Here is a 26678-nt window from a genome sequence, read left to right on the forward strand (position 1 = left end):
TCAGAGCAGCCCGAGGTTGCTCTTGAGCTCGAACGGCGTGACCTGACCGCGGTACGCCTCCCACTCCTTGCGCTTGTTCAGCAGCACGTAATTGAACACCTGCTCACCGAGCGTCTCGGCGACGAGCTCGGAGTCCTGCATGTACTCCAGTGCATGGTCGAGACTCGCGGGCAACGGCTCGTAGCCGAGGGCACGCCGTTCGGCATCGCTCAGCGACCAGACGTTGTCCTCCGCCTCGGGCGGCAGCTCATACTCGTTCTCGATGCCCTTCAACCCCGCTGCAAGCATCAGCGCGAACGCGAGGTACGGGTTTGCCGCCGAGTCCAGGCCGCGATACTCCACGCGCGTGGACTGCGACTTGTTGGGCTTGTACATCGGCACCCGCACGAGTGCCGAACGGTTGGCGTGCCCCCACGTGACGAAGCTGGGCGCCTCAGCACCGCCCCAGAGACGTTTGTACGAGTTGACGAACTGATTCGTGACCGCGGCGATCTCGTTCGCGTGCCGCAGCAGGCCGGCAACGAACCGGCGGCCGACCAGCGAGAGCTGGTACTCGGCGCCGGGCTCGTAGAACGCGTTCGCATCGCCCTCGAACAGCGACAGGTGGGTGTGCATGCCGCTGCCGGGCTGATCGTTCAGCGGCTTGGGCATGAACGTCGCGTAGACGCCCTGCTCGATCGCCACCTCCTTGACCACCGTGCGGAAGGTCATGATGTTGTCGGCGGTCGTCAGGGCGTCCGCATAGCGCAGATCGATCTCGTTCTGACCCGGTCCACCCTCGTGGTGGCTGTACTCGACCGAGATGCCCAGGTCTTCCAGCATCCGCACCGCGCTACGACGGAAGTCGTGCGCCGTCCCCCCCGGGACGTTGTCGAAGTAGCCGGCGTTGTCTGCTGGGATGGGGCCGTCCGGCCCCAGCTGCGACGACTTCAGCAGATAGAACTCGATCTCAGGGTGGGTGTAGAAGGTGAAGCCCGCGTCGGCCGCCTTCGCGAGCGCCCGGCGCAGCACATTGCGCGGGTCCGACACCGCTGGTCGCCCATCGGGAGTGGTCAGATCGCAGAACATCCGCGCGGTGGGGTCGATGTCCCCGCGCCAGGGCAGCGTCTGGAACGTGGTCGGGTCTGGCTGGGCGAGCAGGTCGGACTCGAAGGTACGGGTAAGACCCTCGATCGCGGAGCCGTCGAAACCGATCCCCTCGGCGAACGCGCCCTCGACCTCGGCCGGTGCGATCGCCACCGACTTCAGCGTGCCGATCACGTCGGTGAACCACAACCGTACGAACTTGACGCCGCGTTCCTCGATGGTGCGCAGAACGAAGTCGCGCTGCTTGTCGACGCTCACGCCCCGCCCACCGGTCCTGTCGCGTCCCAGCCGCTCTCGGCGGCGTCGTCCTCGGCCCAGGCGTTCGAACGCTCACGCAGGAGTTCCGGTGCGTGCGCGGCTTCGTCGGCGGTGTCGAAGGGGCCCACTCGGTCGACCGATGCCGACTGCATGCCGAACTCGACCTCGCCGGTTCTGAGGTTGTACCAGTACTTCTCGTCACCGTCGGACATCTCAGCTCCTTGTTCGGGATCTTGTCACGATCCTAATCGCAGACCCGCGCATCGCTAGGCTATTCCTCATGGCACAGGCAATCGGCGTAGACATCGGCGGCACCGGCATCAAGGCGGGAATCGTCAACCTGCACACCGGCACGCTCGATTCCGACCGCGTCCGTGTACCCACGCCCGAGGGCGCGCGCCCGCAGGACGTTCTCGAGACCGTCCGCGGTGTGCTGGACACACTCGGTGTCGCCCAGTCGACCCTGCCGCTCGGCGTCGCGTTCCCCGCCATCGTGAAGTACGGCAAGACACTGTCCGCGGCGAACATCGCCAAGGAATGGGTGGACTTCGAGGCCGAACGCTTCTTCGAGCAGGGACTGGGGCGCGACATCACCTTCGTCAACGACGCCGACGCAGCCGGCGTTGCAGAGGCGCGCCACGGCGCGGCACGGGATGCCCGTGGCCTGACGATCATGACCACCCTCGGCACCGGCATCGGCTCGGCTTTCCTCTACGACGGCGTGCTCATCCCGAACACCGAGCTCGGACACCTCAACCGCGAGGGCGAATCGATCGAACGCTGGACGGCCTACTCCGCGATGGAGCGCGAGAACCTGTCGTGGGAGGCCTGGTCCGCTCGCCTGCAGGAGTTCTACCGCCACGTCGAGTTCCTGTTCAGCCCCGATCTTTTCGTCGTCGGCGGCGGCGTCTCGAAGCACCCCGAGAGGTTCCTGCCGTTGCTCGACCTGCGCACACCCATCGTCGCGGCCGTGCACCGCAACGCCTCGGGCATCATCGGCGCCGCGTCGCTCGCCGCGCACTGAGCGCCCTCGCATCAACGGGAAAGGGACCGATCATCCGATCGGTCCCTTTCCCGTTGATGCGAGTGGGCCGGCCTGTACGCCGGGTTCTGTTCAGGAGTTCTTCGCTCCCTTGACGGCCATCTCTCTCGACGACACGTTGCCGTGCCGTTCCAGCAACCTACCCGAGGACTCGGCGGGCCGCGTCAACGTCCTCTGTCTGGTCTTGCTCCGGGCGAGGTTTACCTGGCGGGATGTGTCACCACGTCCCCCGGTGGTCTCTTACACCACCCTTTCACCCTTACCCGTCGGCCGTGAGGCACGACGGGCGGTCTTCTCTCTGTGGCACTGTCTCGCGGATCGCTCCGGGTGGGTGTTACCCACCGCCCTGCCCTGTGGAGCCCGGACGTTCCTCGGTGCGCTCTCGCGCCACGCGACCGTCCGGCCGACCCACTCACCCTCTGATTCTACGTGCCTGCGCTATGCGTGCTTCGCCGCATCGGCGCCGATGTGTACGTCCAACGGGATGTCGATGTCGAATCCGGGGAACAACCGCCGCGTCGCTGCGTCGGCCGCGGCGCGCAATACCCCTGCGACGGCATCGGCCTGGTCACGCGGGGCGTGCACGATCACCTCATCGTGCAGGAAGAACGCCAGATGCGCGTGCGAGCCGAACACCGGGCCGGACTCGGGTGCGGGAGCGGATGCCGTCGGCAGGGCGGTGAGGCGATGTCGTATCTCTGCCAACCAGAGCAGCGCCCACTCGGCCGCGGTGCCCTGTACGACGAAGTTGCGGGTGAAGCGGCCGCGCTCGCGCGCTCGGCTGCGCGCCCGGGACTCATCCCCTCCGGCCGCATCTGGGGCGCTCGCGCGCGATTGCTCGCTGCGCCATCCCTCGTCGGGGCGGGGCGAACTGCGCCCCAGCAGCGTGCTGACCACGCCGCCCTGCTCGCCGCTGCGAGCCGCCGCGTCGACAAGGCCCATCGCCCGCGGATACACCTTTCGCAACCGGGGCACCAGCCGGCCGCTCTCCCCCGTCGTGGCACCGTACATCGCACCCAGCACGGCGTACTTGGCCTCCTCACGCGTGGCCACGGCGCCGGACCGCACCACACCCTCGTACAGGTCTCGGCCGCGGGCCGCCTCTGCCATGGCCGTATCGCGTGACATCGCCGCCAGAACGCGGGGCTCCAGCTGCGCCACGTCCGCCGCCACGAGTGTCCATCCGGGGTCGGCCGACACCGCCTGGCGCAGCAGGCGCGGGATCTGCAGCGCTCCCCCGCCCACCGAAGCCCACCGCCCCGTGACGACGCCACCGGTGAGATACACGGGTCGGAAGCGCCCATCACGCACCCACTCGTCCAACCACGCCCACCCGTTCGCAGTGAACAGCCGCGACAGCCGCTTGTACTCCAGCAACGGTTCCACCACGGGGTGCTCGATCTGTGACAGCTCCCACTTCGACGTCGATTCGACGAACACGCCGGCGCGATGCAGGGCGCGCAGCAGCCGAGGCGGACTGTCGGGGTTGAGTGTCGGGTCATCCAGAAGATCGCCGATCGCCGTTGCGAGGCGCGCCATGTGCGCGGGCCTCGCCCCGCGCATCGGCCGCGGCCCCAACTGCTGGTGCAGGATGCCCTCGTGCACGTCGACGCTCCAGGGCAGGCCGGCGGCGGTCATCTCCTCTGCCACCAGCGCACCGGCGGACTCCGCCGCGCACAACAGGCGCAACCGGCCATCGGCGCTTGTGCGCAGAGCCGTGAGCTGGGCGACCCATTGGGCGTGCACCGCATCGAATTGATCGGCCGGCGCGGGTGCGCCGAGATCGACGTCGAACAGGCCGGGTTGGCCGGTCTCGCTCTCCGCCTCGTCGGTACGCATCCACAGCGGCGAAGGCGTCAACGGCGCGTTCAGCGCGGCCGTGTCACGGAGGATCGCATGACACAGCACCAGATCATGAGCTCGTCGCGGGCGCACACCCGCGGCCAGGAGCCGTGGCGCGAAGGAGCGCAGACTGCGCACCGTCCAGCGCGGCGCGAGCTCCGCTTCGATCTGCCGGACGCGCGCAACGAGTTCGGTGTCCGCGACGTGCTCGGGTTGCGCATCCGGGTTCTGTTCAGTGCACAGCGCGATCTGCCATCCACCGTCCGGTGCGCGCCCCACGACCGCATGCACCGGATCGGGGCTCAGGTGCGTCTGCCGGGCATCCGACATCACCGCGTCACGGTCGAACGGCGCGTGCGTGGCGTCGGATCACAGCCCCGACTCGTCCGTACGCACGAGGATGCCACCGCACTCGGGGCACGAGACGACGTCGTCGGAAGCCGCGCGGCGCACCTCGTTCAGATCGGTCCCGGCCAGCATCATCTGACATCCCTCGCAGACGCCCCGGCGCAGCAGACCGACACCCACGCCGCGAGATGCGCGCCGTTCGTAATCGGCGAGCAGCTCCGGTGCAACCGACGCAGCCAATGCCGCACGATCGCGCGACAGATGCTCGCACTCGGTCGCGGCCGCCGCCATCTCGGCCTTGGCCGCGGCGGTCAACTGGGCACCCTCGGACTGCGTCTGGTCGATCAGCGCCTGCTGTGCGTCAACGGCGGCCTGTGCCTCTTCGACTCGCCCCATCACGTCGAGCTCGTCATCCTCGAGCGAACTGATCCGGCGCCCGAGGCTCTCGATCTCGTTCTCAAGCGCCTGCGCCTGCTTGGGGTCGGTCGCCGCCGCCAGACGCTCGGCGTCACGGTCGCGGCGCTGTGCGGCCAACGCGACGTCCGACTCGAGCCGACGCAGATCGGCACGGGCGTCGTCGAGGGTTCCGGTCAGCGCCGTGAGTTCGCCCAGCTGCTGCTTGCGGACCGCCGCGAGCTCATTGATGCGAGCGCCCTGCGCCGGTGTCTTGCTCGCCCGCTCCGCCTGGCCGATCTTACGATCCAGGTCGGCGATGTCGAGCAGGGTGCGCTGGTTCTCAGGGGTGGCCTTCACAGTGTCAAATCTATCTGCTGGCGACGATGCCGTCGACGTAGAACCACGAGCCGTCCTCACGCACGAAGCGGCTGCGCTCACGCATCGACCCGCGTTCGGCGCCCTGACGATAAAACGCCTCGAACTCAACCACGCCCTCAACATCGAATGGCCCGCCGCGTTGCTGATCGAGGATGTCGAGACGGTACCAGCGCACGTCGTCATCCAGCTCGAGGTCATCGGGGCGTGTGCTCGCATGCCAGGTGCGCAGCAGATGACCGGCATCGCCGATCGCGAACGCCGTGAAACGAGAGCGCATCAACCGCAGCGCACCAGGAGCCTCACCCGACTTCAGCACCGGGCCGCAACACGCACCGAAGAGGTTCCCGCTCGTGCACGGGCAACGCTGATCGTCGGTGGGCAGCGAGGATTTCGACATGTGACCATCGTCGCATCCTGCTCTCCCGCTCGGCGCGTAGGCTGACCGAACCCGCCGAAAGGAGCACCCATGACCGAGGTCCCGTTCTTCACCGCCCACAACGGCTTCCGGATGCCGGCGATCGGCCTGGGCACGTACCGCCTCAACGGAGATGCGGGTGCCGCAGCCGTCACCGCCGCGATCGCACTCGGATACCGCTTGATCGATTCGGCGTTCAACTACGAGAACGAAGGCGCCGTCGGCGCCGGCATCGCAGCATCCGATGTGGATCGCTCCGATCTCATCGTCACGACCAAGCTGCCCGGCCGCCACCACGAGAGCGCCCGGGCTCGCGTGAGCATCGAGGAGAGCCGGTACCGCCTCGGCCTCGACGCCACCGACCTGCACCTGATCCACTGGCCCAACCCCGCGCGCGATCTGTATGCACAGGCGTGGCAAGCGCTCGTGGACGCGCAACAGCGCGGCACCGTCCGCCAGATCGGCGTGTCGAACTTCCTCCCCGAGCACCTGGATCGCATCGAGCGCGAGTCCGGCGTGCGGCCGGTGACGAACCAGATCGAGGTGCACCCGTACTTCCCGCAGGAAGACGCCGTGCGACTCCATGCCCAGCGCGGCATACTCACGGTCGCCTGGAGTCCCCTCGGGCGGGCCGGAGAACTACTGGCAGAACCGGTCATCGTCGACATCGCATCCACGCATGGCATCACGCCGGCACAGACCGTGCTCGCGTGGCATGCGGCGAGAGGCACGGTCTCGATCCCGAAGGCCTCGTCAGCCGCCCATCAGCGGGCGAACCTTGCCGCCGCCGCAGTGGTGCTCTCACCCGGCGAAGTCGAGGCCATCACCGGGCTGGGGCGACCCGACGGGCGACTGTTCAACGCAGACCCCGCGCATCACCAGGAACTGTGACGCGTCCCGTCGCTCACACCCAGATCTGCACGGCCTTGACGATCTGCAGCACGCCGACAATCGAGAGCACCCCCGCGCTCAGATAGCCGTTGTGCTTCAGCATCCACCGACGCAGCCCGCGCAGCATCGGTTCGGCGCGCTGGCGCCGAAACAGCACGATCAGCACCGGAACCGCGACCGGCGCCGCCGCGGCGACTACGAACCCCAGACCGAGCATCACCCGTTCGCCGCCACCGGGTGTGGTGTGAATGATCGCCAGTGCCGCCGCGGCGACCAGCGAGATGTTCATCGGGTTCAAGAAGATCGCCGCGCCCAGACCGAAGGACCGTGGTGGCGTGTACCGGGCGACGCTACGAACAAGACGAGGAAGCTGCGGCGCCGCGGCCGCAAGCTCGTCCGGAGTGCGGGCCGCGGCGACGAGCTCGATCACCCGTCGCGCGCGCAGATAGATCCAGCCCGCACCGCCGAGGCAGATCGCGCCGATCACGATGTGCAGCACCGCCACCCAACCCGGTTGGCGATACGGTCCCAAGTCGCCGGCCGCCACCAGCAGCAGGATGCCCGCCGTCAGCAGGAAGGCGATGCTCAGCATCCACCCCGCCAGGTAGGCGATGCCGTTGCGACGAGGACGCCGCGAGAGCAGGATGCCGATCAGCCCCAGCACGGCCAGCGGACTCGCCATCACCCCGAGCGCCACCGGGATCAACTGCCACACCGCGCCGATCATGCGCGACTCCGATCGATCAGCCCATCTTCGCGCTGGGCACGGGCTCCGATTCCGTTTCGTCCTCGTCAGCGTGCGCGACGTCGTCGCCGTCAGCCGCCGCGTCGCCTTCCGGTCCGTCCTCTTCCGGTGTTCCGCTGCGCACCAGTTCCACGATGATCAGCAGCACACCGAATCCAGTTGCCGTCCACAGCACGGTCGCGAACGAGATCGGACGCGCCATCATCAGCACGACCAGTGCGATCACCAGTCCCGCCACCAGGATCGCGCCGCGATAGCGTTCCACCGCCGCACCGAACCTGCCGGTAGAGAGACCTCGGTGCTCGGCAGCCGAGCGCACGGCGGTGAATCCGCTGCCGAGCAACCCGCGCACAGCGACGGCCGGGCGGCTCGTCCCCGCGAACCAGGCCCAGATCGCGACCACGACACCGAAGAACGCGAGCGCCATGATCGTCGACCGCAACAGCACCGTGAGGCCGTCGAACAGCGCATCGGCCGCGTCAAAGGTCATCGTCGACGGTGCGACGGCTCGGGCGAAGAAGCCCCGCCCGATTCCTACCCCGGCCGCGAGCAGCAGGAACATCGCCGCGAACGACGCCGACGTCCACATCAGCGCACGCGTGCGGTCCTTCGCGAGTGCGACGCCGAGCACGAGCAGCCCGAACACGATCCATGGCAGCCAGAACCCGACCGACACGGCGATCTGATACACCGTGCGCACCAGCACGAGGGCATCCGCCTGCGCAATAGGCACGGTGCGGTCGATCACCGGGATCAGCCCTGCGATACCGACCCCACGATCGGTGAGCGTCTGCTTGACCTGAGCCACGAGAACGCCGAGGTCGATGGCCAGCACGCCGTCGTCGGTCAGCTGCAGCGCGGTGCCGGGCTGGTCCTGCATGATCGCGACCGCCCGCTCATGGGCGAGCCGCAGCGACTGCGTCCAGATCACGGCGAACTGTTCAGAAGCCACCAGGTCGTGGACGACCCCGTCGATAAGCGAAACAACTCCACGGGCTGCGGGGGCCTGTAGCAACGTCAGAGCCGACTCCGCGCGCGGCGGCAGGTCGAGTCCCCGAAGGCCGTCGAAGACGTCCTCGACGACGGCATCGACGTCGATGTTGTCGAGGATCGCTGCGTTCACCTGGTCGGCGACAAAGTCCTGCACGTCAGGGTCCGATGCCAGCGGCGCGAACGTGGCCACGAAACGATCCGTGTCCACCAGCTGCACGCGCGCCCAGGTGCCGACCGCGGCAACGGGCGCGAGCAGCACACCAAGGACCAGCGCGATGACGGCGACTATGCTCGTCGCCGCAGGGCGCCGACGCGGGCGCCGCAGTCCCGCGTTCTCCTTTTCGAGTTGTTCAACCCTGGCTCTCAGATCTTCCAGCTCGCCCATCTGATCTCCTCTTTCCGGTGCGGACCGCGCGACGGCATCCACGAAGGCGCCGACCAGGCGAACGACCGGTCGGACGCCTCGCGACGTGTCAGCTCAGCAACTTCTGCTTGGCTGCGGCGAACTCGTCATCTGAGAGCACTCCCGCATCGTGGAGCCCGCTCAGCTGCTGCAGCTTGGCGATCATATCGCCACCCGCGTCAGCGGCCGGGGCCTGCGGGGCGGGGGCCACCGGTGCCGGCGCGTACTGTGCCGCGGCCTGTTGCGCCGCGGCATCGATCTGTGCCTGCTGCGCGGCAGCCTGATACTGCTCCTGCTGGGCGCGCTCCTGCTGTCTGCGTGCGGCGCTGCCCTGCACAGCGCTGGCGGTACCGGCGACGACGGCTGTTCGAGCCGCCAGACCGATCAGACCGGGCCTGCCTACTCTTCTCAATGGCATCTCACTCACCTTCCTGTTCGAGAATGTCGATCATCGCGTTCACGACCGGGGCGGGGACCCGCTCGGTGCGCAGCACCTCACCGCCCGACGCCCGCAGCTTCGCCGCCAAGGTGCGGGCGAAGGCGAGCTCGAGTACGACCACGGCTGCCGAGGTGCCGGCAGGCACGTGCTGGGCCAGCGTCATGATGTCCTCTTCACCGGCCAGTCCGTCGGCGAGCGGGTGTGCTTCACCGAGCAGGTCTGCCTGGTCGACGTCGAGATCGCGCGTCTCGACGTCACCACCGGCGGTCTTCGTCAACAGGACGAAGTCGAGCAGGCGCACGGCGCCTGAGGCGAGCAGATCTCGTAGCGCCTGGAACGTCTCGGGGTCGGGGCCTTCGCCTTCGAACCCGACCAGATAGAACTCGACGGGTCCGTAACGGAAATCGTTCATGTGGTTCTCCTGTCTCACTGCTGTTCGCGGAGCTGATTTCGCGCGTCATCGGTGCGCAAGGCGTCCAGTGCCGCGCGGTTGGTCTCGAAGATGTGTTGGCCGGCGAGGATGCCGAGCCGCTCCAAGCGCGGGCGCGCGGCCGCCCGGAGCCGGCTGAACGACAGCGTCACGCCCTCTGATCGGAGCCAATCCGTCAGCCCCTCAAAGGACTCCGCGGCAGTGACGTCCGCATCGGTCACCGCTTCCATATCGATCACGACGTGCTGCACGACGCCGGCGCCGGGGGCGCGCACGGCGCGGCGTACGGCTCCCGCGAACGCGTCGCCGTTGGCGAAGAACATCGGCGCGGCCATCCTGATCACGACGACCCCGGGGGCCGTCATCGCGCCGGTTGCGGCGGGATCGAGAAGGGATGCCGTGGGCGAACCATCGGCGGCGAGCACATCGATTGCGGGGTTCGACGCCCGCTTGGCGATGTTGACGAGGGCGAGCACGAAGGCGACGAGGATGCCGGCGATCGAACCGACGAACAGCGTGGTCAGGAAGCACACCGCGCCGATGCTGAACTCGAAACGATCCTGGTGCCAGAGTGCGCGGAACTCACGGAATCCCAGCAGCGGCAGGATTGCCACGCCGACGATGGCGCCGATCGCCGGCGACGGGATGTCTTCCAGTAGCCCGGTACCGAAGAGCAACAGCAGCAGCGTGCCGACTGCGAGTACCAGCGAGGGCAACTGCGTGCGCGATCCCGCCTGGTCCATAGCGGCGGTTCGACTTGTCGATGAGCCGACCGCGAAGCTGCCCTGCGCGCCCGCTGCCACGTTCGCGACGCCGAAGGCGAGCAGGTCGCGATTGGGCGAGGTCCGATAGTGCCGCTTCTCTCCGTACGAGCGCGACACGAGCAGTCCTTCTGCCGTGGTGACCATCGTCAGTGCCAGCGCGGATGGGATCAGCAGCAGCCAGGTTTGCCAGTCGAGCATGGGCCAGGTGAGCTGCGGTGCTCCGGCGGGCACCTCACCGAGCACGGCGACGCCTCGGTCGCCGAGGTCGGCGACCAGAACCACGACCGTCGCGACGATCATCACGACGAGGGCCCACGGCACCATCTTCAGGAATCTCTTGCCCGCGAGCAGCACGACGACGGCGAACACCGAGATGGCCAGGGCGTAGAGATTCGTGCTGCCAAGGCCGCCGAACACGCCGACCACCTTGTCGACGAATTCCCCGCCCGAGTCGATCGAGATGCCGAGCATCTTCGCCACCTGCGAGACGAGGATGTCGAGTGCGAGTCCTCCGACGAACCCGATCAGGATCGGCTTCGACAAGAAGTTGGCGAGGAAACCCAGCTTGAACACGGCCAGCAGCACGAACAGGATGCCGCAGATGATCGCCTGTGCCATCGCCATCGCCAGGTAGTCCTCGGAGCCCGCTGCGGCAAGACCGCCGATCGACGACGCCACCAGGGCTGCGGCCGCGGCATCGGGCGACGCCACCAGTTGCCGCGACGAGACCACCAGCGCGTACACGATGGTCGGCACGACCAGCGCATACAGCCCCGCCGTCGCCGGCAGGCCCGCGATCTGTGCATAGCCGATGTTCAACGGAATTGCGATCGCGAGCAGGGTGACGCCGGCGAGCATCTCGCGCACGATGTTCTTCGAGGTCAGTCCGGTCAGTGGTCTGTGCACCCCGTCACCTCTCTACCTCGCCATCGCGCGCCGACTCGATCACGTGCGTGGTGCCATGCTGGCACCGCGGTCGCCCACACGGACGGCGTGCATCACCCTGGCCGGGTGATCTCAGTCCTCGGGGGCGGTGACCTGGCTGTTCTGCCTCGGGATCCAGACCTGGCGGATGATGATGAGCACCGATGCCGTGATCGGAATCGCCACCAGGGCGCCGAGCAGACCCATCAGCGTCGCCCCGATCATCGCTCCGATGATCACGAGCACCCCGGGCACGGCAACCGCCCTGCCCATCACGCGCGGGGTGATCACGTACGCCTCGACCTGGATGTACGCGAGGTAGGCGATCGCGAAGACCACCGCGGCGACGGGGCTGACGAACAGCGTCGCGATGCTCCCGATCACGAGGAAGAGCACAGATCCGATCATCGGCACGAGCGTGATGAAGAACGCGGCGAGCGCCAGCACGACGGGGGCCGACGAACCGAGCGCAAGTTGCAGCACCAGTACGACGACGGCGTTGAGCGACGAGAGCGTGATGGCACCGGCGACGACGCCTCCCACCGAACGGGTGATCTCGTCGAGCAGGTGCGAGAACCTGTCTCGACGGTAGAACGGGACGAGAGCGGCGAGCGCGTTCTTGATGGACTGCAGCGACGAGACGAAGTAAAGCGTGAGGACGACCACCATCATGAAGCTGGAGACGGCGCCGATGACGCCGAACCCGACCCGCAGCACGCCACCCGAGATGGCGAGGAATGAACTCAGCGAGGCGATCGACTGCAGCGCGTCGGCGATGACTGCCTCCAGGTCGACCCCCAGGCTGCGTTCAAGATTCAGGTACCAGTCCGCCTGCTGCATGGCGGCGATCGTCTGCGGTGCCGCGTTGACTGCTGCTGAGATCTGCCGCACGGTCGCGGGAACGACGAGGAAGACGACGATCGCGACGATCCCGAGGAAGAGCACGGCGACGATCGTCACCCCGACAGGTCTGGTTAGTCCGCGACGTTCCAGCGCGCGCACGGCAGGATCCAGCCCGAGCGCGAGGAACAATCCGAGAAAGATCGAGATCAGCACCGTCGAGATGCCGGCGATCGTCGCGGCGAGCGCGATCGCCAGGAGGACGCCCACGGCGACGGTGAACCCCGACAGCAGAGGGTGCGCGGGCAGGAAGCGCAATGCACGGGAGCGCTCGTGCGCGCGTTGCGATGGGACGGCGGTCTTCTTCTGCCTCACGCGCCTCACGCTACTCAGCGGGTGAGACCGTGGATCGTCGCGTCGCCCGATCAGGGTGAGCAGCAGTCGTGTCTGGTTCGGACGGGATGTCACCATCGCAGAATCCTGTGATGCGAGCCCTGTGATGCGGAGGGGGACCCGAGACATGCCGTTGGGACAGACCACGCTGATGCTCGCCGGAGTCGATGATGAACGGCCCGATGCGGCTCTGTTGCGCGCGCTCGTGAGTGGCGCGGTCAGCGGCGAGATCCGCTTGCTGGACTTGGTCATCGTGCGGCGTCGCACCATCAGCAGCGGCGTCCTCTACGAGGTCGACCACGACGACCTCGCGCTGATGGGGCTCCCACTCGCGGTGCCGGGCATGATCGGTGTCGATGATGCTGCCACGCTGTGCGCGCATGTGAGCATCGGTGCTGCCGCGGCGCTCATCCTTGTCGGACATCCCGCCGTTGCACAGCCTGCGGATTGGCCGCCGACCGCGCTGCGTGCTCGGCTCATCGGCGTCTGGCCGGTCCCGGCATCTGCCGCAGACCTTGTGCTGGAGGCAGCGCGGGCCAGGGCGGTGTCCGGCGCTGTGCCCGGCCGGCGTGCGTTCCGATCACGCCGGCCGGTGGCGTGAACGCAACGGTGGGGCGCACCGCAACTGATCAGAGACCGACGCGCACGGCGTCGCGACGCGACGACACGTCGAGTTTGCGGTAGATCGAGCGTTGATGGGTCTTGATGGTGTTGACCGAGACTCCAAGCTCCCGCGCGATCTCCGGCAGAGTGCGCGAGGTCTGCAATTGCCGGTACACCTCTCGCTCCCGATCAGACAAGACCCCGGCAACGGATCCAGCCGCGTCGTCCGCGAGGCACTCGCTGATGAAGTCCTCGTACTGGGTTCCGTGATGCACATGCTCGCCGAGCAGTCGGCGCACGGCGGTCTCCCGCACTCCGAACGGCAGTCGGATGCCCTCGGATGCGGCCACGGCGAGCGCAGCTTCACAGACATCGTGCGCGGCCTCGTGATCGCCCTTGTGTCTTCTCATCACCGCCGCTGTGATGAGCGTGCTGACCTTGATGTACGAGACCTCGGCGAACGTGCGCAGCGAGCGCAGTTGGATGAGCGCCTCACTGTACTCCTCCGCACGACGGAGCACGCCGGACAGTGCGAGCGCGACCAGCGGGAGGTCCGTGCGACGCACGTGTCGACGCGCGATGCGCAGTGCACGATCGCGGTTGCCGATGGCCTCTTCGAGCACAGCTATGGCCGTCTCCCGGATCACACCCCACGGCACACCGTGCAGGGTCTCGACCGGGATCTCCTGCGCTCCGATCGCGGCGCGTCGGCAGGCCGCGACGTCGCCGCCCTCCGCGGCGGCGCACGCGAGCATCAATCGCGCCACGGATGTCACCGACGGGTCGGCATCCCCCGCCGTCAACGCGGCGAACAGCTGCGAGGTCGTCGTGGGATCACCGGAGAGGTGGGCCACGAGTCCTTCCGCCATGATCGAGCTCACATCGAGACCGCCGCGCGCTGAACTGGCATCGATCGAGTCCGACATGGCGTTGATCTCGTCAAGCACATGTCGTGCCCGGCGCAGGTGTCCTGCCCACATATGTCCGAAGGCGACTCCACCGAGCGCACGCGGCCAGAGATCCGGCTCCTGCCCCCGCATCTCCCTCGCCACAGCCGCGAAGTGCTCGGCCGGGAGCACCGGATTGGTGGGGTGACGGATCTCCGCCCATGCGAGGAGGGTGTTCACGGCGACCTGATCTGCGAGTGCGGGGGCGGCCGCACCCGCGAGCATCCTCTCGCGCACCCGTTCGTGCGCAGCGGACACGCGTTCGGGCTCATCCGAGATGACGAGACGTGCGATGTCGAGCACGACGTCGTCGTCTGCCGCGCCGGACGTCGCGATCTGCGCCTGCCCGCGCACGAAGAGGTCGTGTGCCAAATGATGGTCGCCGAGCATGTCGGTGGCGCATGCGCGGATCAGGAGTAGCTCAGCATCCTCGGCCAGGTGCATCATGATCCGCGTCGCGGCGGTCTCAACCTCGGCCGCATTTCCGTTCATGCTCAAGCCGAGCCAGCACCCCAGAAGCGTGCTGCGTGCAGCGCCGATATCAGTGGCGCGCATCGAGTGCGATATCGCGGTGATCGGCTCGGGGCGGCTCAGGTGCGCGGCTGCTCGACGGTGGAGCTCGACCAACCGAGCGGGATCCTCGGCGGCGAGGAGCGATGAACATGTCTTCGAAAAGGTCGCATGCCACCGATAGCGCGTGCCCTCGGGGACCGCGAACCTGTCGAGGAACAGTCCGAGACGCGCGCATTCCTCCAGCAACCGCGCGGCATGCTCCTCGCCCGTGACCTTGGCCGCGAGGTCTGCGTCGAGAACAGCGCAGACGCTGGCATCGAGCATGAACCGAGCCAACGCAGGGGGCAACGAAGCCAGCACGTAGTCGCGCACGTAGTCGGCGAGGAAGGCCGATGCCGACGTGGCGTCCGAGTCCGGCCGTGCTCCGGCGATCATCACCATCGAGACGGCGATCGGCCATCCCTGCGTCTCCTCCAGGATCGCGACGGGGGTGAGCGTATGCGATCCGGCAGCGTGCAGCTCAGCAATCTCGTCCGCTGTGAACCGCAGCACATCCGCGCACAGGAACAGGTCGGGCGCTATGAGCCGTTCGCGAGCGGAGGTGACTTCGAGCAGTGTGGTGCCGACCAGCACGATACGCAGCTTCTCGGGCATCTGCTCCAACAGCATCCCGAGCAGCCCCTCGCGCCACGCTTCCCCGGCACGATGCGCGTCATCGACCACCAACTGCACGACACCCTCTGCAGACTCCAGACTGTCGATGATGGCAGCGTAGGCGCGACGCGGATCGAACCTGGTCGTATGCGAAGGCGCGCCGCCCCGCCCATCCGTGGCGACCGCCAGCGCGTCGAGCACGCCGCGCGCCAGGCGACGTGGATCCGCGTCGAGCGCGTTCAGCGTGAGCCAGGCGAGCCGGTCAGCGTTCGCGCCCCACTCAGCGACTGCGGTGGTCTTGCCGTAGCCGCTCGGCGCACTCACGATGCAGAACGAGTAGCGGGCGAGCGCCGCGTCGATCGTGGCGGTGACGCGTGGGCGGCGCACGTTCTCAGGCCGAGGCATCGGGGCGCGGAATCGCACGTTCGATCCCACCGGAACACTCCCCCGCGCAGGCGCCATGCGAACAACCTACCCAGAAGCGCGTGTCCTGCCCAGAGCACGACGCCCGGTGGCTCTCACGAAGCGGTTCGCTCCGCGGCCTCGCTCGCGTCCGACACGGCATCGGCGGCGCTCGCATCCTGTGCGAGAGCCGCCACGGTGCGGATCAGCAGGATGATCCACGCGAACACGACAACACCGGCGACGAGCTCGACGGCGGTCAACGTGTAGTAGCCGGTCGCGAACAGCACCGCGTGCAGCACGATCACCGCGATGAACAGGTAGCCGATCGACAGGAACGTGCGAGACACACCGGGTAGCCACCATTTCAGTCCGACCACCAGCACACCGAAGGCCACGGCCATGCCCGAAGCCACGCCCGTGTGCAGCGCGAAGTACTGATCCACCGGGAACAGTCCCACCATGCCGAGGAAAACACCCACGATGATGAGGCAGGTGCGCACCGCGACGACTCCGCGCCCGGATTGCCCAGGAATCGCGTTTGTCGCGTAGCGGGCGAGAGTCGTCACCAGAATGCCCGCGATGATCAGCGTCAGGTTGAACGTGCGCGCCGAGAGGTCATCGGTCATACCCAGGGCGCTGAGGTTGTCCTTCCACCACGTCGGGTCGCTCGCGGTGAGCATGCTTGCGAGCACTCCCACCACGAGGAACAGGGCGAGCACGACGGCGAGCAGCTGGAGGTCCAGGTGGGTGGCCGAGACGAAGACGACATAAGCGGTGAGCGCTGCCGCTGCACCCGAAAGCAGCAGCACCGGCAAGGGGAAGACCACCGCTCCGATGAGTCCGGCCTCCAGAATCACCGCCACCAGCGTCCAGCCCAGCAGCGCGATCACCGCGTGTGCGAAGGCCAGCGCGGCGACGTCGACGAGATCCAGCGCCGCTAGCCGTTCGCGTCTCTGCGGTTCCGCCACCACGATCCGTCCGAGCACGAACACCACGGCGGCGGTGGCCGCCGCCGAGACAGCGGCGAACTGGCCGAGCGAGCCCGCTCCGGCGATGGGTGCGGGCCGAAAGCCGAAGACCGGTAGGGCGATCAGCGCCACGAGTACGAAGGCGAAGATCGAGATCTGCAGGCCGATGGCCTCTCGTGCGCGCTCCCTCGTGCCCTCATTGGCGCTCGAACGCGCAACAGTCAGCAGGTCGGGGCGTACGGAGCGAGTCGGCATACCCACATTCTCGCGGGCATCCGATCGCCGTGCGAGACGCGTCATCCCACCCGGGCGAGTGCAGGGCGTTACCCTGACGAGGTGACGACCACCCCCGCACAAGACCCCGCACCGATTCTCTCGCCCGCGACGCGGGTGCTTCTGCTGCTGGCAGCCGCGACCGTCACGCTCGTGGGCGTGCACCTGGCGCAGGATCTGATCACGCCCCTCGCGCTCGCTCTGGTCATCGTGATCATCTGCGAGCCGGTGCGGGGCCCGCTGGAGCGGCGCGGGTGGCCGCGTTGGGCGGCATCGACCACCGTTATTGCCCTCGCCTACCTCGTTCTGGCGCTGATGGGCCTGTTGTTGTGGATCGCCGGGGCGCAGTTCGTGCGCATGATCGAGGATCTCGCGAGCGCCGGGATGCCCCAGCCGCTCGACGAGCTGATCGCCCTGCTGCAGACGGCCGGTCTCGGCGCGGGTCTCGCGGAGGCCGCATCCGGACTGCTGGACCCCTCGCTGCTGCTGGGCATCGCCCGCAGCGCATGGAGCGCGACGCTCGGTACCGCGACGGCGCTGTTCTTCGTCTGCGCGTACGTGATCATGATGGCCGTCGACGGATCGCGGTACCGCGACGCCCCCCGTCTGTTCGGTGCGGCCAAGGGGCCGACCATGGCGCGCATCTCGAACCTCACCTCGGGCATCCGCCGCTACTACGTCGTCAACGCCGTCTTCGGAGCGATCGTGGCGATCATCGACGGTCTCGCCCTGTGGTGGCTCGGGGTGCCCGCGCCCGTGGTCTGGGCGGTTCTCGCGTTCGTGACGAACTTCATCCCCAACATCGGCTTCATCGTCGGGCTCGTGCCGCCGGCTATTCTCGCGTTCCTGGTCGGCGGCTGGCCGCTGATGCTCGGTGTGGTCGCGATCTACTGCATCGTCAACGTCACGCTGCAGGTACTGATCCAGCCGAAGTTCGTCAGTGACGCGGTGGGGCTGAGCCTGACGATCACGTTCTTCTCGGTGGTGTTCTGGACGTTCGTGATCGGCCCGCTGGGTGCGATCCTGTCGATCCCGCTGACCCTGTTCAGCCGGATGCTGCTGCTCGAGTCCGACCCGCGCGCAACGTGGTCGCGCTGGCTCTCCGGGGATCGTGACGCGGTCCCCACCGCGAAGACGTCGGATGCCGCAGGCACGGCTTCCGGCGATGACGCGACCTCCGACAACGACGCGGAGTCCGGTGATGATGTGGGCCCTGCCGGGATCGAACCGACGACATCCACGGTGTAAACGTGGCGCTCTACCAGCTGAGCTAAAGGCCCTGACCCGTTCAGTGTATCGGTGATCGGTTGCGTCGTCGTACGCCCGAACGGATATAGGCTGAGGACAGCGCGCGTTGTGCCGAGCCGACAAGGCTCCCCGTGTCGCTCCCCCGTTTCCTTGGCACGACCTGCCAGATCGACGAAAGGCTCCACCGTGACTGTTCACGATCAGGACCCGTACTCCCAGGCACCACTGGACAGCGACCCGGAGGAGACCGGCGAGTGGCAGCAGTCGCTCGATGAGCTGGTGGATGCCAAGGGGCACGGCCGCGGCCGCGAGATCATGCTCAGCCTGCTGAAGCGCTCGAAGGAGCTGCACCTCGGCGTGCCGATGGTTCCGACCACCGACTACATCAACACGATCGCCCCCGAGAACGAGCCGACCTTCCCCGGTGACGAAGAGGTCGAGCGTCGTTACCGCAGCTGGATCCGCTGGAACGCGGCGGTCACCGTGCACCGTGCGCAGCGCCCCGGCATCGGTGTGGGTGGGCACATCTCGACCTATGCGTCGTCCGCCTCGCTGTACGAGGTGGGCTTCAACCACTTCTTCCGCGGTGCCGACGCTGAGGGCGGCGGAGACCAGATCTTCATCCAGGGCCACGCCTCACCCGGCATCTACGCCCGGTCGTTCCTGGAGGGGCGCCTCGACGAGCAGCAGCTCGACGGGTTCCGGCAGGAGAAGTCGCGCGCGCCGCACGCACTGTCGTCGTACCCGCACCCGCGTCTGATGCCGGAGTACTGGCAGTTCCCGACGGTGTCGATGGGCCTGGGTCCGATCAACGCCATCTATCAGGCGATGTCGAACAAGTACCTCGAGAACCGCGGTATCAAGGACACCTCGGCCTCACACGTCTGGGCCTTCCTCGGCGATGGCGAGATGGACGAGATCGAGAGCCGCGGCCAGCTTCAGGTCGCCGCCAACGAGGGCCTCGACAACCTGACGTTCGTCGTCAACTGCAACCTGCAGCGCCTCGACGGCCCGGTGCGCGGAAACGGCAAGATCGTCCAGGAGTTGGAGTCGTTCTTCCGCGGCGCCGGCTGGAACGTCATCAAGGTCGTCTGGGGCCGGGAGTGGGACGACCTGCTCGCCCGCGACACCGAGGGCGCGCTGCTGAACATCATGAACTCCACGCCCGATGGCGACTACCAGACCTACAAGGCCGAGTCGGGTGCCTACGTGCGTGAGCACTTCTTCGGCAAGGACGAGCGCGCGCTCAACCTGGTCAAGGACCTCAGCGACGACCAGGTGTGGCAGCTGCGCCGCGGCGGTCACGACTACCGCAAGGTGTACGCCGCGTACCAGGCCGCTCTGGCTCACAAGGGTCAGCCCACCGTCATCCTCGCCAAGACCGTCAAGGGTTACGGGCTCGGACCGCACTTCGAGGGTCGCAACGCGACCCACCAGATGAAGAAGATGACGCTGGAGAACCTCAAGACCTTCCGCGACACCATGCACATCCCGATCACGGATGCGCAGCTCGAAGAGAACCCCTACCTGCCCCCGTACTACCACCCGGGTGCGCAGGACGACACGATCCAGTACATGCTCGAGCGCCGCAAGAACCTCGGTGGCTTCCTGCCCGAGCGTCGCGCCACGCACGTGCCGCTGTCGCTGCCCGGAGACAACTCCTACGCGCTGCCCAAGAAGGGCTCCGGTACGCAGGAGATCGCCACGACGATGGCGTTCGTCCGACTGCTCAAGGACCTGCTGCGGTCGAAGGACTTCGGTCACCGCATCGTGCCGATCATCCCCGACGAGGCCCGCACCTTCGGTCTGGACGCATACTTCCCGACGGCGAAGATCTACAACCCGAACGGCCAGCAGTACACCTCGGTCGACCGCGAGCTGCTGCTGGCGTACAAGGAGAGCCCGCAGGGCCAGATCGTGCACGTCGGCATCAACGAGGCGGGGGCCCTCGCGGCGTTCACCGCGGCGGGAACCTCGTACGCGACGCACGGCGAACCGCTGATCCCGATCTACATCTTCTACTCGATGTTCGGCTTCCAGCGCACCGGCGACGCCCAGTGGGCCGCTGGCGACCAGATGGCTCGCGGCTTCATCATCGGCGCCACCGCCGGGCGCACCACGCTCACCGGCGAGGGCCTGCAGCACGCCGACGGCCACTCGCCGTTGCTGGCGTCGTCCAACCCGGCGACGGTGTCGTACGACCCGGCATACGGCTACGAGATCGCCCACATCATGCGCTCGGGCCTGGAGCGCATGTACGGCGGCAACCACCCCGACCCGAACGTGATGTACTACATCACCGTGTACAACGAGCCGCTCGTGCAGCCGGCCGAACCCGAGGATGTCGACGTCGACGGCATCATCCGCGGCATCCACCGCGTCTCCGTCGGCGAAGGCGAGGGTCCGCGCACCCAGCTGCTCGCCTCGGGCGTCGGCCTGCCGTGGGCCTTCGAGGCCCAGCAGCTGCTCAAGCAGGACTGGGGCGTCGCCGCGGATGTGTGGTCGGTGACCTCGTGGAACGAGCTGCGCCGTGACGGCCTCGCCGTCGACGAGCACAACTTCCTGCACCCCGACGAAGAGCCCCGCACCGCGTACGTGACGCAGAAGCTGCAGGGCTCAGAGGGCCCGGTCATCGCCGTCAGCGACTACATGCACGCCGTGCAGGACCAGATCCGTCCGTGGGTGCCCAGCAGCTACTACACCCTGGGCGCCGACGACTTCGGGTTCTCCGACACGCGCGCCGCGGCTCGTCGCTACTTCAAGATCGACGGGCCCTCGATGGTCGTGCGCGCTCTGCAGGCGCTCGCCGACGAGGGCAAGATCGATCGCGCCCGGGTCGGCGAGGCGATCGCGAAGTACCGCCTGTTCGATGTGAACGCCGGATCGAGCGGGAACGCGGGCGGCGAGAGCTGACACGTGACCGGATCCTCGAACCCGGCCATGGATAAGGCCGCCACACTCGCCTGGTTGCGCAAGATCTCGGGCGATATCGCCACGGTCACCATCAAGCGGCTCGAGGACACCCTTCCCTGGTACGCCGACATGCCACCGGCCCGCCGCTCTGCGGTCGGGCTGGTGGCCCAGGCCGGGATCACCTCGTTCATCCAGTGGTACGAGGACCCGACGTCGACGCCGTGGATCGCGGCCGATATCTTCGCCGCGGCTCCCCGTGAGCTGCTGCGCAGCGTGAGCCTGCAGCAGACCCTGCAGTTGATTCGCGTCACCGTCGAGGTCACTGAGGAGCGCGTCGCCGGGCGCGGCGAGGATCTGCGCGAAGCGATCCTGCTGTACTCCCGCGATGTCGCCTTTGCCTCGGCCGACGTGTACGCTCGCGCCGCCGAAGCCCGCGGCCTGTGGGATGCCCGACTCGAAGCGCTGGTCGTGGACTCGATCCTCACCGGCGAGGCCGATGAGGAGTTGCCCAGCCGCATCGCCGCGCTCGGTTGGCACGGTCATGGCGAGGTATGTGTGCTCGTCGGCACGACGCCGCCGCAGTTCGACGTCGATCTGGTGCGCCGCACGGCGCGCCGGCTCTCGGTCGATGTGTTGATCGGGGTTCAGGGCTCCCGATTGGTGCTCGTGATCGGTCGCGCCCGTGTGCCGGGCAAGGAGGTCGACGAGGTCGAGCTGCCGTTCAGTGAGATCGCCCAGCGCCTGGAGCCGTCGTTCGGTCCGGGGTACGTCGTGCTCGGCCCTCCCGTCACCGCTCTGGTTGATGCCGGGCAGAGCGCTCGCGCGGCATTGGCCGGCTTCGCCGTTGCGCGCGCGTGGCGCGGAGCCCCCAGACCCGTCGAGGCCGACGATCTGCTGCCCGAACGCGCACTGGCCGGAGACACGCTGGCGAAGCAGACCCTGATCGAGCGGATCTTCCGCCCGCTTGAGGCGCACTCCCCCGATCTCGTGACGACGTTGTGGAGCTACCTCGACAACGGCCGCTCGCTGGAGGCGACGGCGCGCGAGCTGTTCGTGCATCCGAACACCGTGCGCTACCGGCTCAAGCGGGTCACCGAGGTGATCGGCTGGGATGCCACAGGCCCGCGCGAGGCGTTGATTCTGCAGACAGCGCTGATCCTCGGATCCATCGGCGCCGTCGACCCGGCGCGGCGGCGCGCGACGACGCGTCGGCGCTGATCACACGAACGAGGCGCTGATCGCACGAACGATCTGTGCGCCACGCACAATCGATGCGTCGATTCTTGTGATGGTTCATCCACCGTCTCGCGCGATTCGTTGGCAAACTGGATGGGTGATTGTCGCCGCCTGCCCTGGACAGGGCTCACAGACCCCCGGTTTTCTCGCTCCGTGGTTGGAGCTCGATGGCGTGCCCGCACAGCTGGCTGCCTTCTCGGAGGCGGCTGAGGTCGACCTGATCGCGCATGGCACCGAGTCGGATGCCGATACCATCCGCGACACGCGTATCGCGCAACCGCTGATCGTCGCCGCCTCGATCGTCGCCATGACGCAGCTCGTGCAGCGCGCGGGCCGCACGGCCGATGGTCTGGCGGGGCACTCGGTCGGCGAGATCGCGGCGCTGAACGCGGCGGGTGTGATCGATGCAGACAGCGCAATGCGTCTGGTGGGCATCCGGGGTCGGGCGATGGCGGATGCTGCTGCGCAGACGCCGACCGGCATGAGCGCTGTGCTCGGCGGGGACGCCGATGTCGTGCTCGCCCTGCTGTCCGAGCTCGGTCTGACCCCCGCGAACTACAACGTGGCGGGCCAGATCGTCGCCGCCGGCGAGCTTCCCGCGCTGGCCGAGCTGGCTGAGCGCGCACCGCGCGGCGTGCGGGTCATGCCCCTGCAGGTCGCCGGCGCGTTCCACACCTCGTACATGGCCCCGGCCGTAGACACCCTGCGCGCCGCGGTTGACGATGTCACGCCCCAGAACCCGACGCACACGCTCTGGTCCAACCGAGATGGCGCCGCCGTCTCGTCGGGTCAGGACGCCCTCGACCGGCTCGTCACCCAGGTCTCGTCCCCGGTGCGCTGGGACCTGTGCATGGAGTCGTTCACTGCGGCCGGCATCACGGGCTTCATCGAGCTGGCACCCGCCGGGGCGCTCGTGGGCCTCGCCAAGCGTGGACTGCGCGGCGTTCCCAACGTCGCGGTCAAGACCCCCGAAGACCTCGATGCGGCTGCAGAGCTGCTGAACGGAGCAGCAGCATGACCGGCATCACCGCCCCGCCATCGGGCCCCGCGTACACCCGCATCTACTCGGTCGGCGCGGCCCGGGGCGAGAACGCCGTGCCCAACGACGACTTGGTCGGCCCAATCGACTCCAGCGACGAGTGGATCCGCCAGCGCACCGGCATCATCACCCGCACCCGCGCGATCGCCGAGACATCGGCCGTCGACCTGTCGGCGGCGGCCGCCGCCGAAGCGGTCGCGCGCTCCGGCGTCGACCCCGCCGAGATCGACCTCGTGATCGTGGCGACGATCAGCAACCCGAAGCAGACGCCGTCCGTGGCGGCGATCGTCGCAGACCGGATCGGCGCCACCCCGGCGGCCGCCTACGACATCAACGCTGCCTGCGCCGGTTACGCGTACGCCGTTGCCCAGGCCGATGCTCTGATCCGCACCGGGACGGCCCGCCACGCGGTCGTCATCGGTGCCGAGAAGCTCTCCGACATCGTCGACCCCACCGACCGCAGCATCTCGTTCCTGCTCGGCGACGGCGCGGGTGCTGTCGTGATCGGCCCCAGCGAGACGCCGGGCATCTCGGCGACCGTCTGGGGGTCGGACGGCTCCAAGGCCGACCTGGTGGGCATGAACCACACCCTCGTGGAGTTCCGCGATGGCACCGCGCCATGGCCGACGCTGCGCCAGGAGGGCCCGCGCGTGTTCCGCTGGGCCGTCTGGGAGATGGCGAAGGCCGCGCGCGAAGCGCTCGAGAAGGCCGGTATCGAGGCATCCGACCTCGCCGCCTTCATCCCGCACCAGGCGAATCTGCGGATCATCGAGGAGTTCGCCAAGCAGCTGAAGCTCCCCGAGACGACCGTCATCGCCCGCGACATCGAGACGACGGGCAACACGTCGGCCGCGTCCATCCCGCTCGCGACGCACCGCCTGCTCGAGGAGCACCCCGAGCTCAGCGGCGGGTTGGCACTGCAGATCGGCTTCGGCGCAGGTCTCGTCTTCGGCGCACAGGTCGTCGTGCTGCCCTGACCGGGCGCCCCTTTTCCCTAGACTGTTCACCGGTTCCGAAACCACTCCGAGAAAGAGGAAGAAACATGGCTCTCACCAACGACGAGGTCCTCGCTGGCCTTGCAGAGCTCGTCACCGACGAGACCGGCATCGACGCATCCGAGGTCGCGATGGAGAAGTCGTTCACCGACGACCTCGACATCGACTCGATCTCGATGATGACGATCGTCGTCAACGCCGAGGAGAAGTTCGGCGTCACCATCCCGGACGACGAGGTCAAGAACCTCAAGACCGTCGCCGACGCCGTCAACTTCATCGTCGCCGGCCAGGAGTAAGACCCTGCGGATGCCACCCCCGCGGACCGCGGGGCGTGGCATCCTCCTTCCCTGATCCCTCCCCTCCTCACGAAGGACCCCCATGACCAAGCGCATCGTCGTCACCGGTATCGGCGCCACGTCCGCGTTGGGCGGCACCGCCCCCGAGAACTGGACCAACCTGCTCGCAGGAAAGCCCGGTGCCCGGACGCTGACCCACGAGTGGGTCGACCAGTACGAGATCCCGGTGAAGTTCGCCGCTGAGGCCATCGTGCGCCCCGAGGAGGTCCTGCCGCGCCACGAGGCCAAGCGTCTCGACCCGTCCACGCAGTTCGCACTGATCGCGGCGCGTGAGGCATGGGCGGATGCCGGAGAGCCCGACGTGGCCCCCGAACGTCTCGGCATCGACTGGGCGACCGGCATCGGCGGCGTGTGGACACTGCTCGACGCCTGGGACACCCTCCGCGAGCGCGGCCCGCGGCGTGTCATGCCGCTGACGGTGCCGATGCTGATGCCCAATGCGGGCGCCGGAAATCTCTCGCTGCACTTCGGAGCGAAGGCGTACGCCCGCACCGTCGTCAGTGCGTGCGCGTCGAGCACCGAGTCGCTGGTGAACGCGTACGAGCACCTGCAGGACGGCTTGGCCGATGTCGTGATCGCCGGAGGCGCCGAGTCGGCGATCCACCCGATCACGATGGCGTCGTTTGCTTCGGCCCAGGCGCTCTCGCGCCGCAACGACGACCCCGCCGGTGCCTCACGTCCTGGCGCGATTGACCGCGACGGCTTCGTGATGGGCGAGGGCGGTGCAGCCATGGTCCTCGAGACCGAGGAGCACGCCAAGGCCCGCGGCGCGAAGATCTACGCCTACCTGGTCGGTGGCGGCGTCACGGCCGACTCGTATCACATCACCGGCAACGACCCGGAGGGCGCCGGCGCTGCCCGCGCCGTTGAGCAGGCGCTCGCTCAGGCCGGCGCGACTGCCGACGATGTGGCGCACATCAACGCCCACGCCACCTCCACCCCGGTCGGCGACCCCAACGAGTACGAGGCTCTCAAGCGTGTCTTCGGAGACCGCATCGATGAGATCCCGGTCTCGGCGACCAAGGCATCGACCGGCCATCTGCTGGGTGGTACCGGCGCGCTGGAGGCCGTCTACACGGTGCTCGCCCTGCGCGACCGGGTCGCACCGCCCACCATCAACATGTCTGAGCCCGACCCGGCTGTGCCGTTCAAGCTGTCGGGTGAACCGCAGCCGCTCGGCGACGGCGATCTGCTGGCGATCAGCAACTCGTTCGGCTTCGGCGGGCACAACGCCGTTGTCGCGTTCCGCAGCGCCGACTGAGTCGGCCACGCATGACTGAAGCCCCCTGCTTCCCCGCAGGGGGCTTCAGTCGTCTCACGGAGGATTCGTTTTCTCGGCTTCCGGGAGCGACTCACCGGACCCCGGTACTCGCGCCTCCTCCGCAGGTTTTCATGATCCGACTCAGCCGACTTTGTGCAACCAGACCACGCGTGCATCGTCACCGGCATGCCGGAACGGTTCCAGTTCCTGGTCCCACGCGGAGCCCAGCGCGACGTCGAGTTCACGTTGCAGTTCGATCGCGCTGCCGGCGGCGATCTCCATCGCGTAGCGGATGCGGTCCTCACCGATGACGATGTTGCCGGACGCATCGGTCTGCGCGTAGTGGATGCCCAGATCGGGGGTGTGCAGCCAGCGTCCGCCGTCATTGGCGGGCGTGGGGTCCTCTGAGACCTCGAACCGCAGATGCTCCCACCCGCGGATGGCTGTCGCGAGAGCAGCCCCCGTACCGACCGGACCGTCCCAGTGGAACTCGGCCCGGCGCGTACCCTGTTGCACGGGCTGATCGCTCCAGTCGAAGCTGACGGCGCGCCCGATGGCGCCTCCGACCGCCCATTCGAGGTGCGGGCAGAGCGCGCGTGGCGCGGAGTGGATGAACACCACCCCGCGTGCGTATCCCGTCGCCATGATCTCTCCGTTTCATCAGGTACGTCTTCCCCTAC

24 protein-coding genes, 1 tRNA gene and 1 other RNA gene are annotated in these 26678 nt (G+C 67.9%); 10 read left to right on the top strand and 16 right to left on the bottom strand.

All coding sequences use genetic code 11. The features are described 5' to 3' along the window. Window positions 1–1344, bottom strand: a complete 1344-nt coding sequence (locus tag JF543_RS09760) for a glutamine synthetase family protein (protein ID WP_179410723.1) — start codon at window positions 1342–1344, stop codon at window positions 1–3. Continuing rightward, entirely contained in the window at window positions 1341–1556 is a 216-nt protein-coding gene (locus JF543_RS09765; protein WP_179410722.1) for an SPOR domain-containing protein, read from the bottom strand. The genes JF543_RS09760 and JF543_RS09765 overlap by 4 nt, the downstream gene beginning before the upstream one ends. Window positions 1557–1624: 68 nt before the next feature. On the opposite strand from JF543_RS09765, the gene ppgK reads away from it, so the two are divergent. Then, a complete protein-coding gene (gene ppgK, locus JF543_RS09770; RefSeq protein WP_206823903.1) occupies window positions 1625–2368 on the top strand; it encodes a polyphosphate--glucose phosphotransferase in 744 nt (247 codons plus the stop codon). Window positions 2369–2427: 59 nt separating this feature from the next. Here the strand turns inward: ppgK and rnpB are convergent. The 4 genes from rnpB to JF543_RS09790 all read right to left on the bottom strand — a co-directional run bounded on the left by rnpB (window position 2428) and on the right by JF543_RS09790 (window position 5747). After that, an RNA gene (gene rnpB, locus JF543_RS09775) (RNase P RNA component class A) lies at window positions 2428–2797 on the bottom strand. 27 nt (window positions 2798–2824) lie between these two features. Then, window positions 2825–4558, bottom strand: coding sequence for a bifunctional 3'-5' exonuclease/DNA polymerase (locus JF543_RS09780; protein WP_206824307.1), 1734 nt, complete (start codon window positions 4556–4558; stop codon window positions 2825–2827). 39 nt (window positions 4559–4597) lie between these two features. Further along, window positions 4598–5329 carry a zinc ribbon domain-containing protein gene (locus tag JF543_RS09785; protein ID WP_179410720.1) on the bottom strand — a complete coding sequence of 244 codons (732 nt, stop codon included), beginning with the start codon at window positions 5327–5329 and terminating at the stop codon, window positions 4598–4600. 10 nt (window positions 5330–5339) lie between these two features. Beyond that, the gene (locus tag JF543_RS09790; RefSeq protein ID WP_179410719.1) at window positions 5340–5747 is read right to left on the bottom strand and encodes a YchJ family protein; all 408 of its coding nucleotides are present in this window, start codon (window positions 5745–5747) and stop codon (window positions 5340–5342) included. Window positions 5748–5816: 69 nt separating this feature from the next. On the opposite strand from JF543_RS09790, the gene JF543_RS09795 reads away from it, so the two are divergent. Beyond that, window positions 5817–6656, top strand: coding sequence for an aldo/keto reductase (locus JF543_RS09795; RefSeq protein WP_206823910.1), 840 nt, complete (start codon window positions 5817–5819; stop codon window positions 6654–6656). Window positions 6657–6669: 13 nt separating this feature from the next. Here the strand turns inward: JF543_RS09795 and JF543_RS09800 are convergent, their stop codons facing one another. The 6 genes from JF543_RS09800 to JF543_RS09825 all read right to left on the bottom strand — a co-directional run bounded on the left by JF543_RS09800 (window position 6670) and on the right by JF543_RS09825 (window position 12569). Beyond that, on the bottom strand, window positions 6670–7383 hold the full coding sequence (locus JF543_RS09800) for a GAP family protein (RefSeq protein ID WP_206823916.1): 714 nt from the start codon (window positions 7381–7383) through the stop codon (window positions 6670–6672). Between the two features lie 16 nt (window positions 7384–7399). Further along, entirely contained in the window at window positions 7400–8779 is a 1380-nt protein-coding gene (locus JF543_RS09805) for a hypothetical protein (RefSeq protein WP_206823918.1), read from the bottom strand. Between the two features lie 88 nt (window positions 8780–8867). Continuing rightward, window positions 8868–9215 carry an SHOCT domain-containing protein gene (locus JF543_RS09810; protein ID WP_206820443.1) on the bottom strand — a complete coding sequence of 116 codons (348 nt, stop codon included), beginning with the start codon at window positions 9213–9215 and terminating at the stop codon, window positions 8868–8870. A gap of 1 nt (window position 9216) precedes the next feature. Continuing rightward, on the bottom strand, window positions 9217–9648 hold the full coding sequence (locus JF543_RS09815; protein WP_206823919.1) for a DUF6325 family protein: 432 nt from the start codon (window positions 9646–9648) through the stop codon (window positions 9217–9219). Between the two features lie 14 nt (window positions 9649–9662). Continuing rightward, window positions 9663–11336, bottom strand: coding sequence for a solute carrier family 23 protein (locus tag JF543_RS09820; protein WP_206823920.1), 1674 nt, complete (start codon window positions 11334–11336; stop codon window positions 9663–9665). A gap of 111 nt (window positions 11337–11447) precedes the next feature. Next, window positions 11448–12569, bottom strand: coding sequence for an AI-2E family transporter (locus JF543_RS09825; RefSeq protein WP_179410712.1), 1122 nt, complete (start codon window positions 12567–12569; stop codon window positions 11448–11450). Window positions 12570–12714: 145 nt separating this feature from the next. Between JF543_RS09825 and JF543_RS09830 the strand changes: the two genes are divergently transcribed. Next, window positions 12715–13188, top strand: coding sequence for a DUF6325 family protein (locus JF543_RS09830; RefSeq protein WP_179410711.1), 474 nt, complete (start codon window positions 12715–12717; stop codon window positions 13186–13188). A 28-nt stretch (window positions 13189–13216) separates the two neighbouring features. Here JF543_RS09830 and JF543_RS14630 read toward each other — a convergent pair whose 3' ends face one another. Together JF543_RS14630 and JF543_RS09840 are read right to left on the bottom strand one after the other, a co-directional pair. Next, entirely contained in the window at window positions 13217–15691 is a 2475-nt protein-coding gene (locus JF543_RS14630; RefSeq protein WP_347401133.1) for a LuxR C-terminal-related transcriptional regulator, read from the bottom strand. 131 nt (window positions 15692–15822) lie between these two features. Beyond that, window positions 15823–16932, bottom strand: coding sequence for a DUF998 domain-containing protein (locus tag JF543_RS09840; protein ID WP_179410710.1), 1110 nt, complete (start codon window positions 16930–16932; stop codon window positions 15823–15825). Window positions 16933–17067: 135 nt separating this feature from the next. Here JF543_RS09840 and JF543_RS09845 point away from each other — a divergent pair, with 135 nt between their 5' ends. Continuing rightward, window positions 17068–18198, top strand: a complete 1131-nt coding sequence (locus JF543_RS09845; protein ID WP_206824310.1) for an AI-2E family transporter — start codon at window positions 17068–17070, stop codon at window positions 18196–18198. On the opposite strand, the gene JF543_RS09850 is transcribed toward JF543_RS09845, so the two are convergent. Further along, a tRNA-Val gene (locus JF543_RS09850) sits at window positions 18158–18230 on the bottom strand. The genes JF543_RS09845 and JF543_RS09850 overlap by 41 nt on opposite strands. A 154-nt stretch (window positions 18231–18384) precedes the next feature. On the opposite strand from JF543_RS09850, the gene aceE reads away from it, so the two are divergent. The 6 genes from aceE (at window position 18385) to JF543_RS09880 (ending at window position 25998) form a co-directional block, all read left to right on the top strand. Beyond that, a complete protein-coding gene (gene aceE / locus JF543_RS09855; protein ID WP_206549777.1) occupies window positions 18385–21111 on the top strand; it encodes a pyruvate dehydrogenase (acetyl-transferring), homodimeric type in 2727 nt (908 codons plus the stop codon). 27 nt (window positions 21112–21138) lie between these two features. Then, complete coding sequence (locus tag JF543_RS09860) at window positions 21139–22329, top strand: PucR family transcriptional regulator (protein ID WP_179411836.1); 1191 nt, start codon at window positions 21139–21141, stop codon at window positions 22327–22329. Between the two features lie 115 nt (window positions 22330–22444). After that, entirely contained in the window at window positions 22445–23365 is a 921-nt protein-coding gene (locus tag JF543_RS09865) for an ACP S-malonyltransferase (protein WP_224817899.1), read from the top strand. After that, window positions 23362–24363: a beta-ketoacyl-ACP synthase III gene (locus tag JF543_RS09870; RefSeq protein ID WP_206823921.1), complete on the top strand. Its 1002-nt coding sequence runs from the start codon at window positions 23362–23364 to the stop codon at window positions 24361–24363. The genes JF543_RS09865 and JF543_RS09870 overlap by 4 nt, the downstream gene beginning before the upstream one ends. Window positions 24364–24428: 65 nt before the next feature. Further along, window positions 24429–24677: an acyl carrier protein gene (locus JF543_RS09875; RefSeq protein ID WP_087130211.1), complete on the top strand. Its 249-nt coding sequence runs from the start codon at window positions 24429–24431 to the stop codon at window positions 24675–24677. An 82-nt stretch (window positions 24678–24759) separates the two neighbouring features. Further along, window positions 24760–25998, top strand: coding sequence for a beta-ketoacyl-[acyl-carrier-protein] synthase family protein (locus JF543_RS09880; protein WP_179410706.1), 1239 nt, complete (start codon window positions 24760–24762; stop codon window positions 25996–25998). Window positions 25999–26139: 141 nt separating this feature from the next. Here JF543_RS09880 and JF543_RS09885 read toward each other — a convergent pair whose 3' ends face one another. Next, the gene (locus JF543_RS09885; RefSeq protein ID WP_179410705.1) at window positions 26140–26643 is read right to left on the bottom strand and encodes a DUF3145 domain-containing protein; all 504 of its coding nucleotides are present in this window, start codon (window positions 26641–26643) and stop codon (window positions 26140–26142) included. Window positions 26644–26678 lie beyond the last annotated feature (35 nt).

It is taken from the genome of Microbacterium esteraromaticum, assembly GCF_017303215.1.
Lineage (GTDB): Bacteria > Actinomycetota > Actinomycetes > Actinomycetales > Microbacteriaceae > Microbacterium > Microbacterium esteraromaticum_C.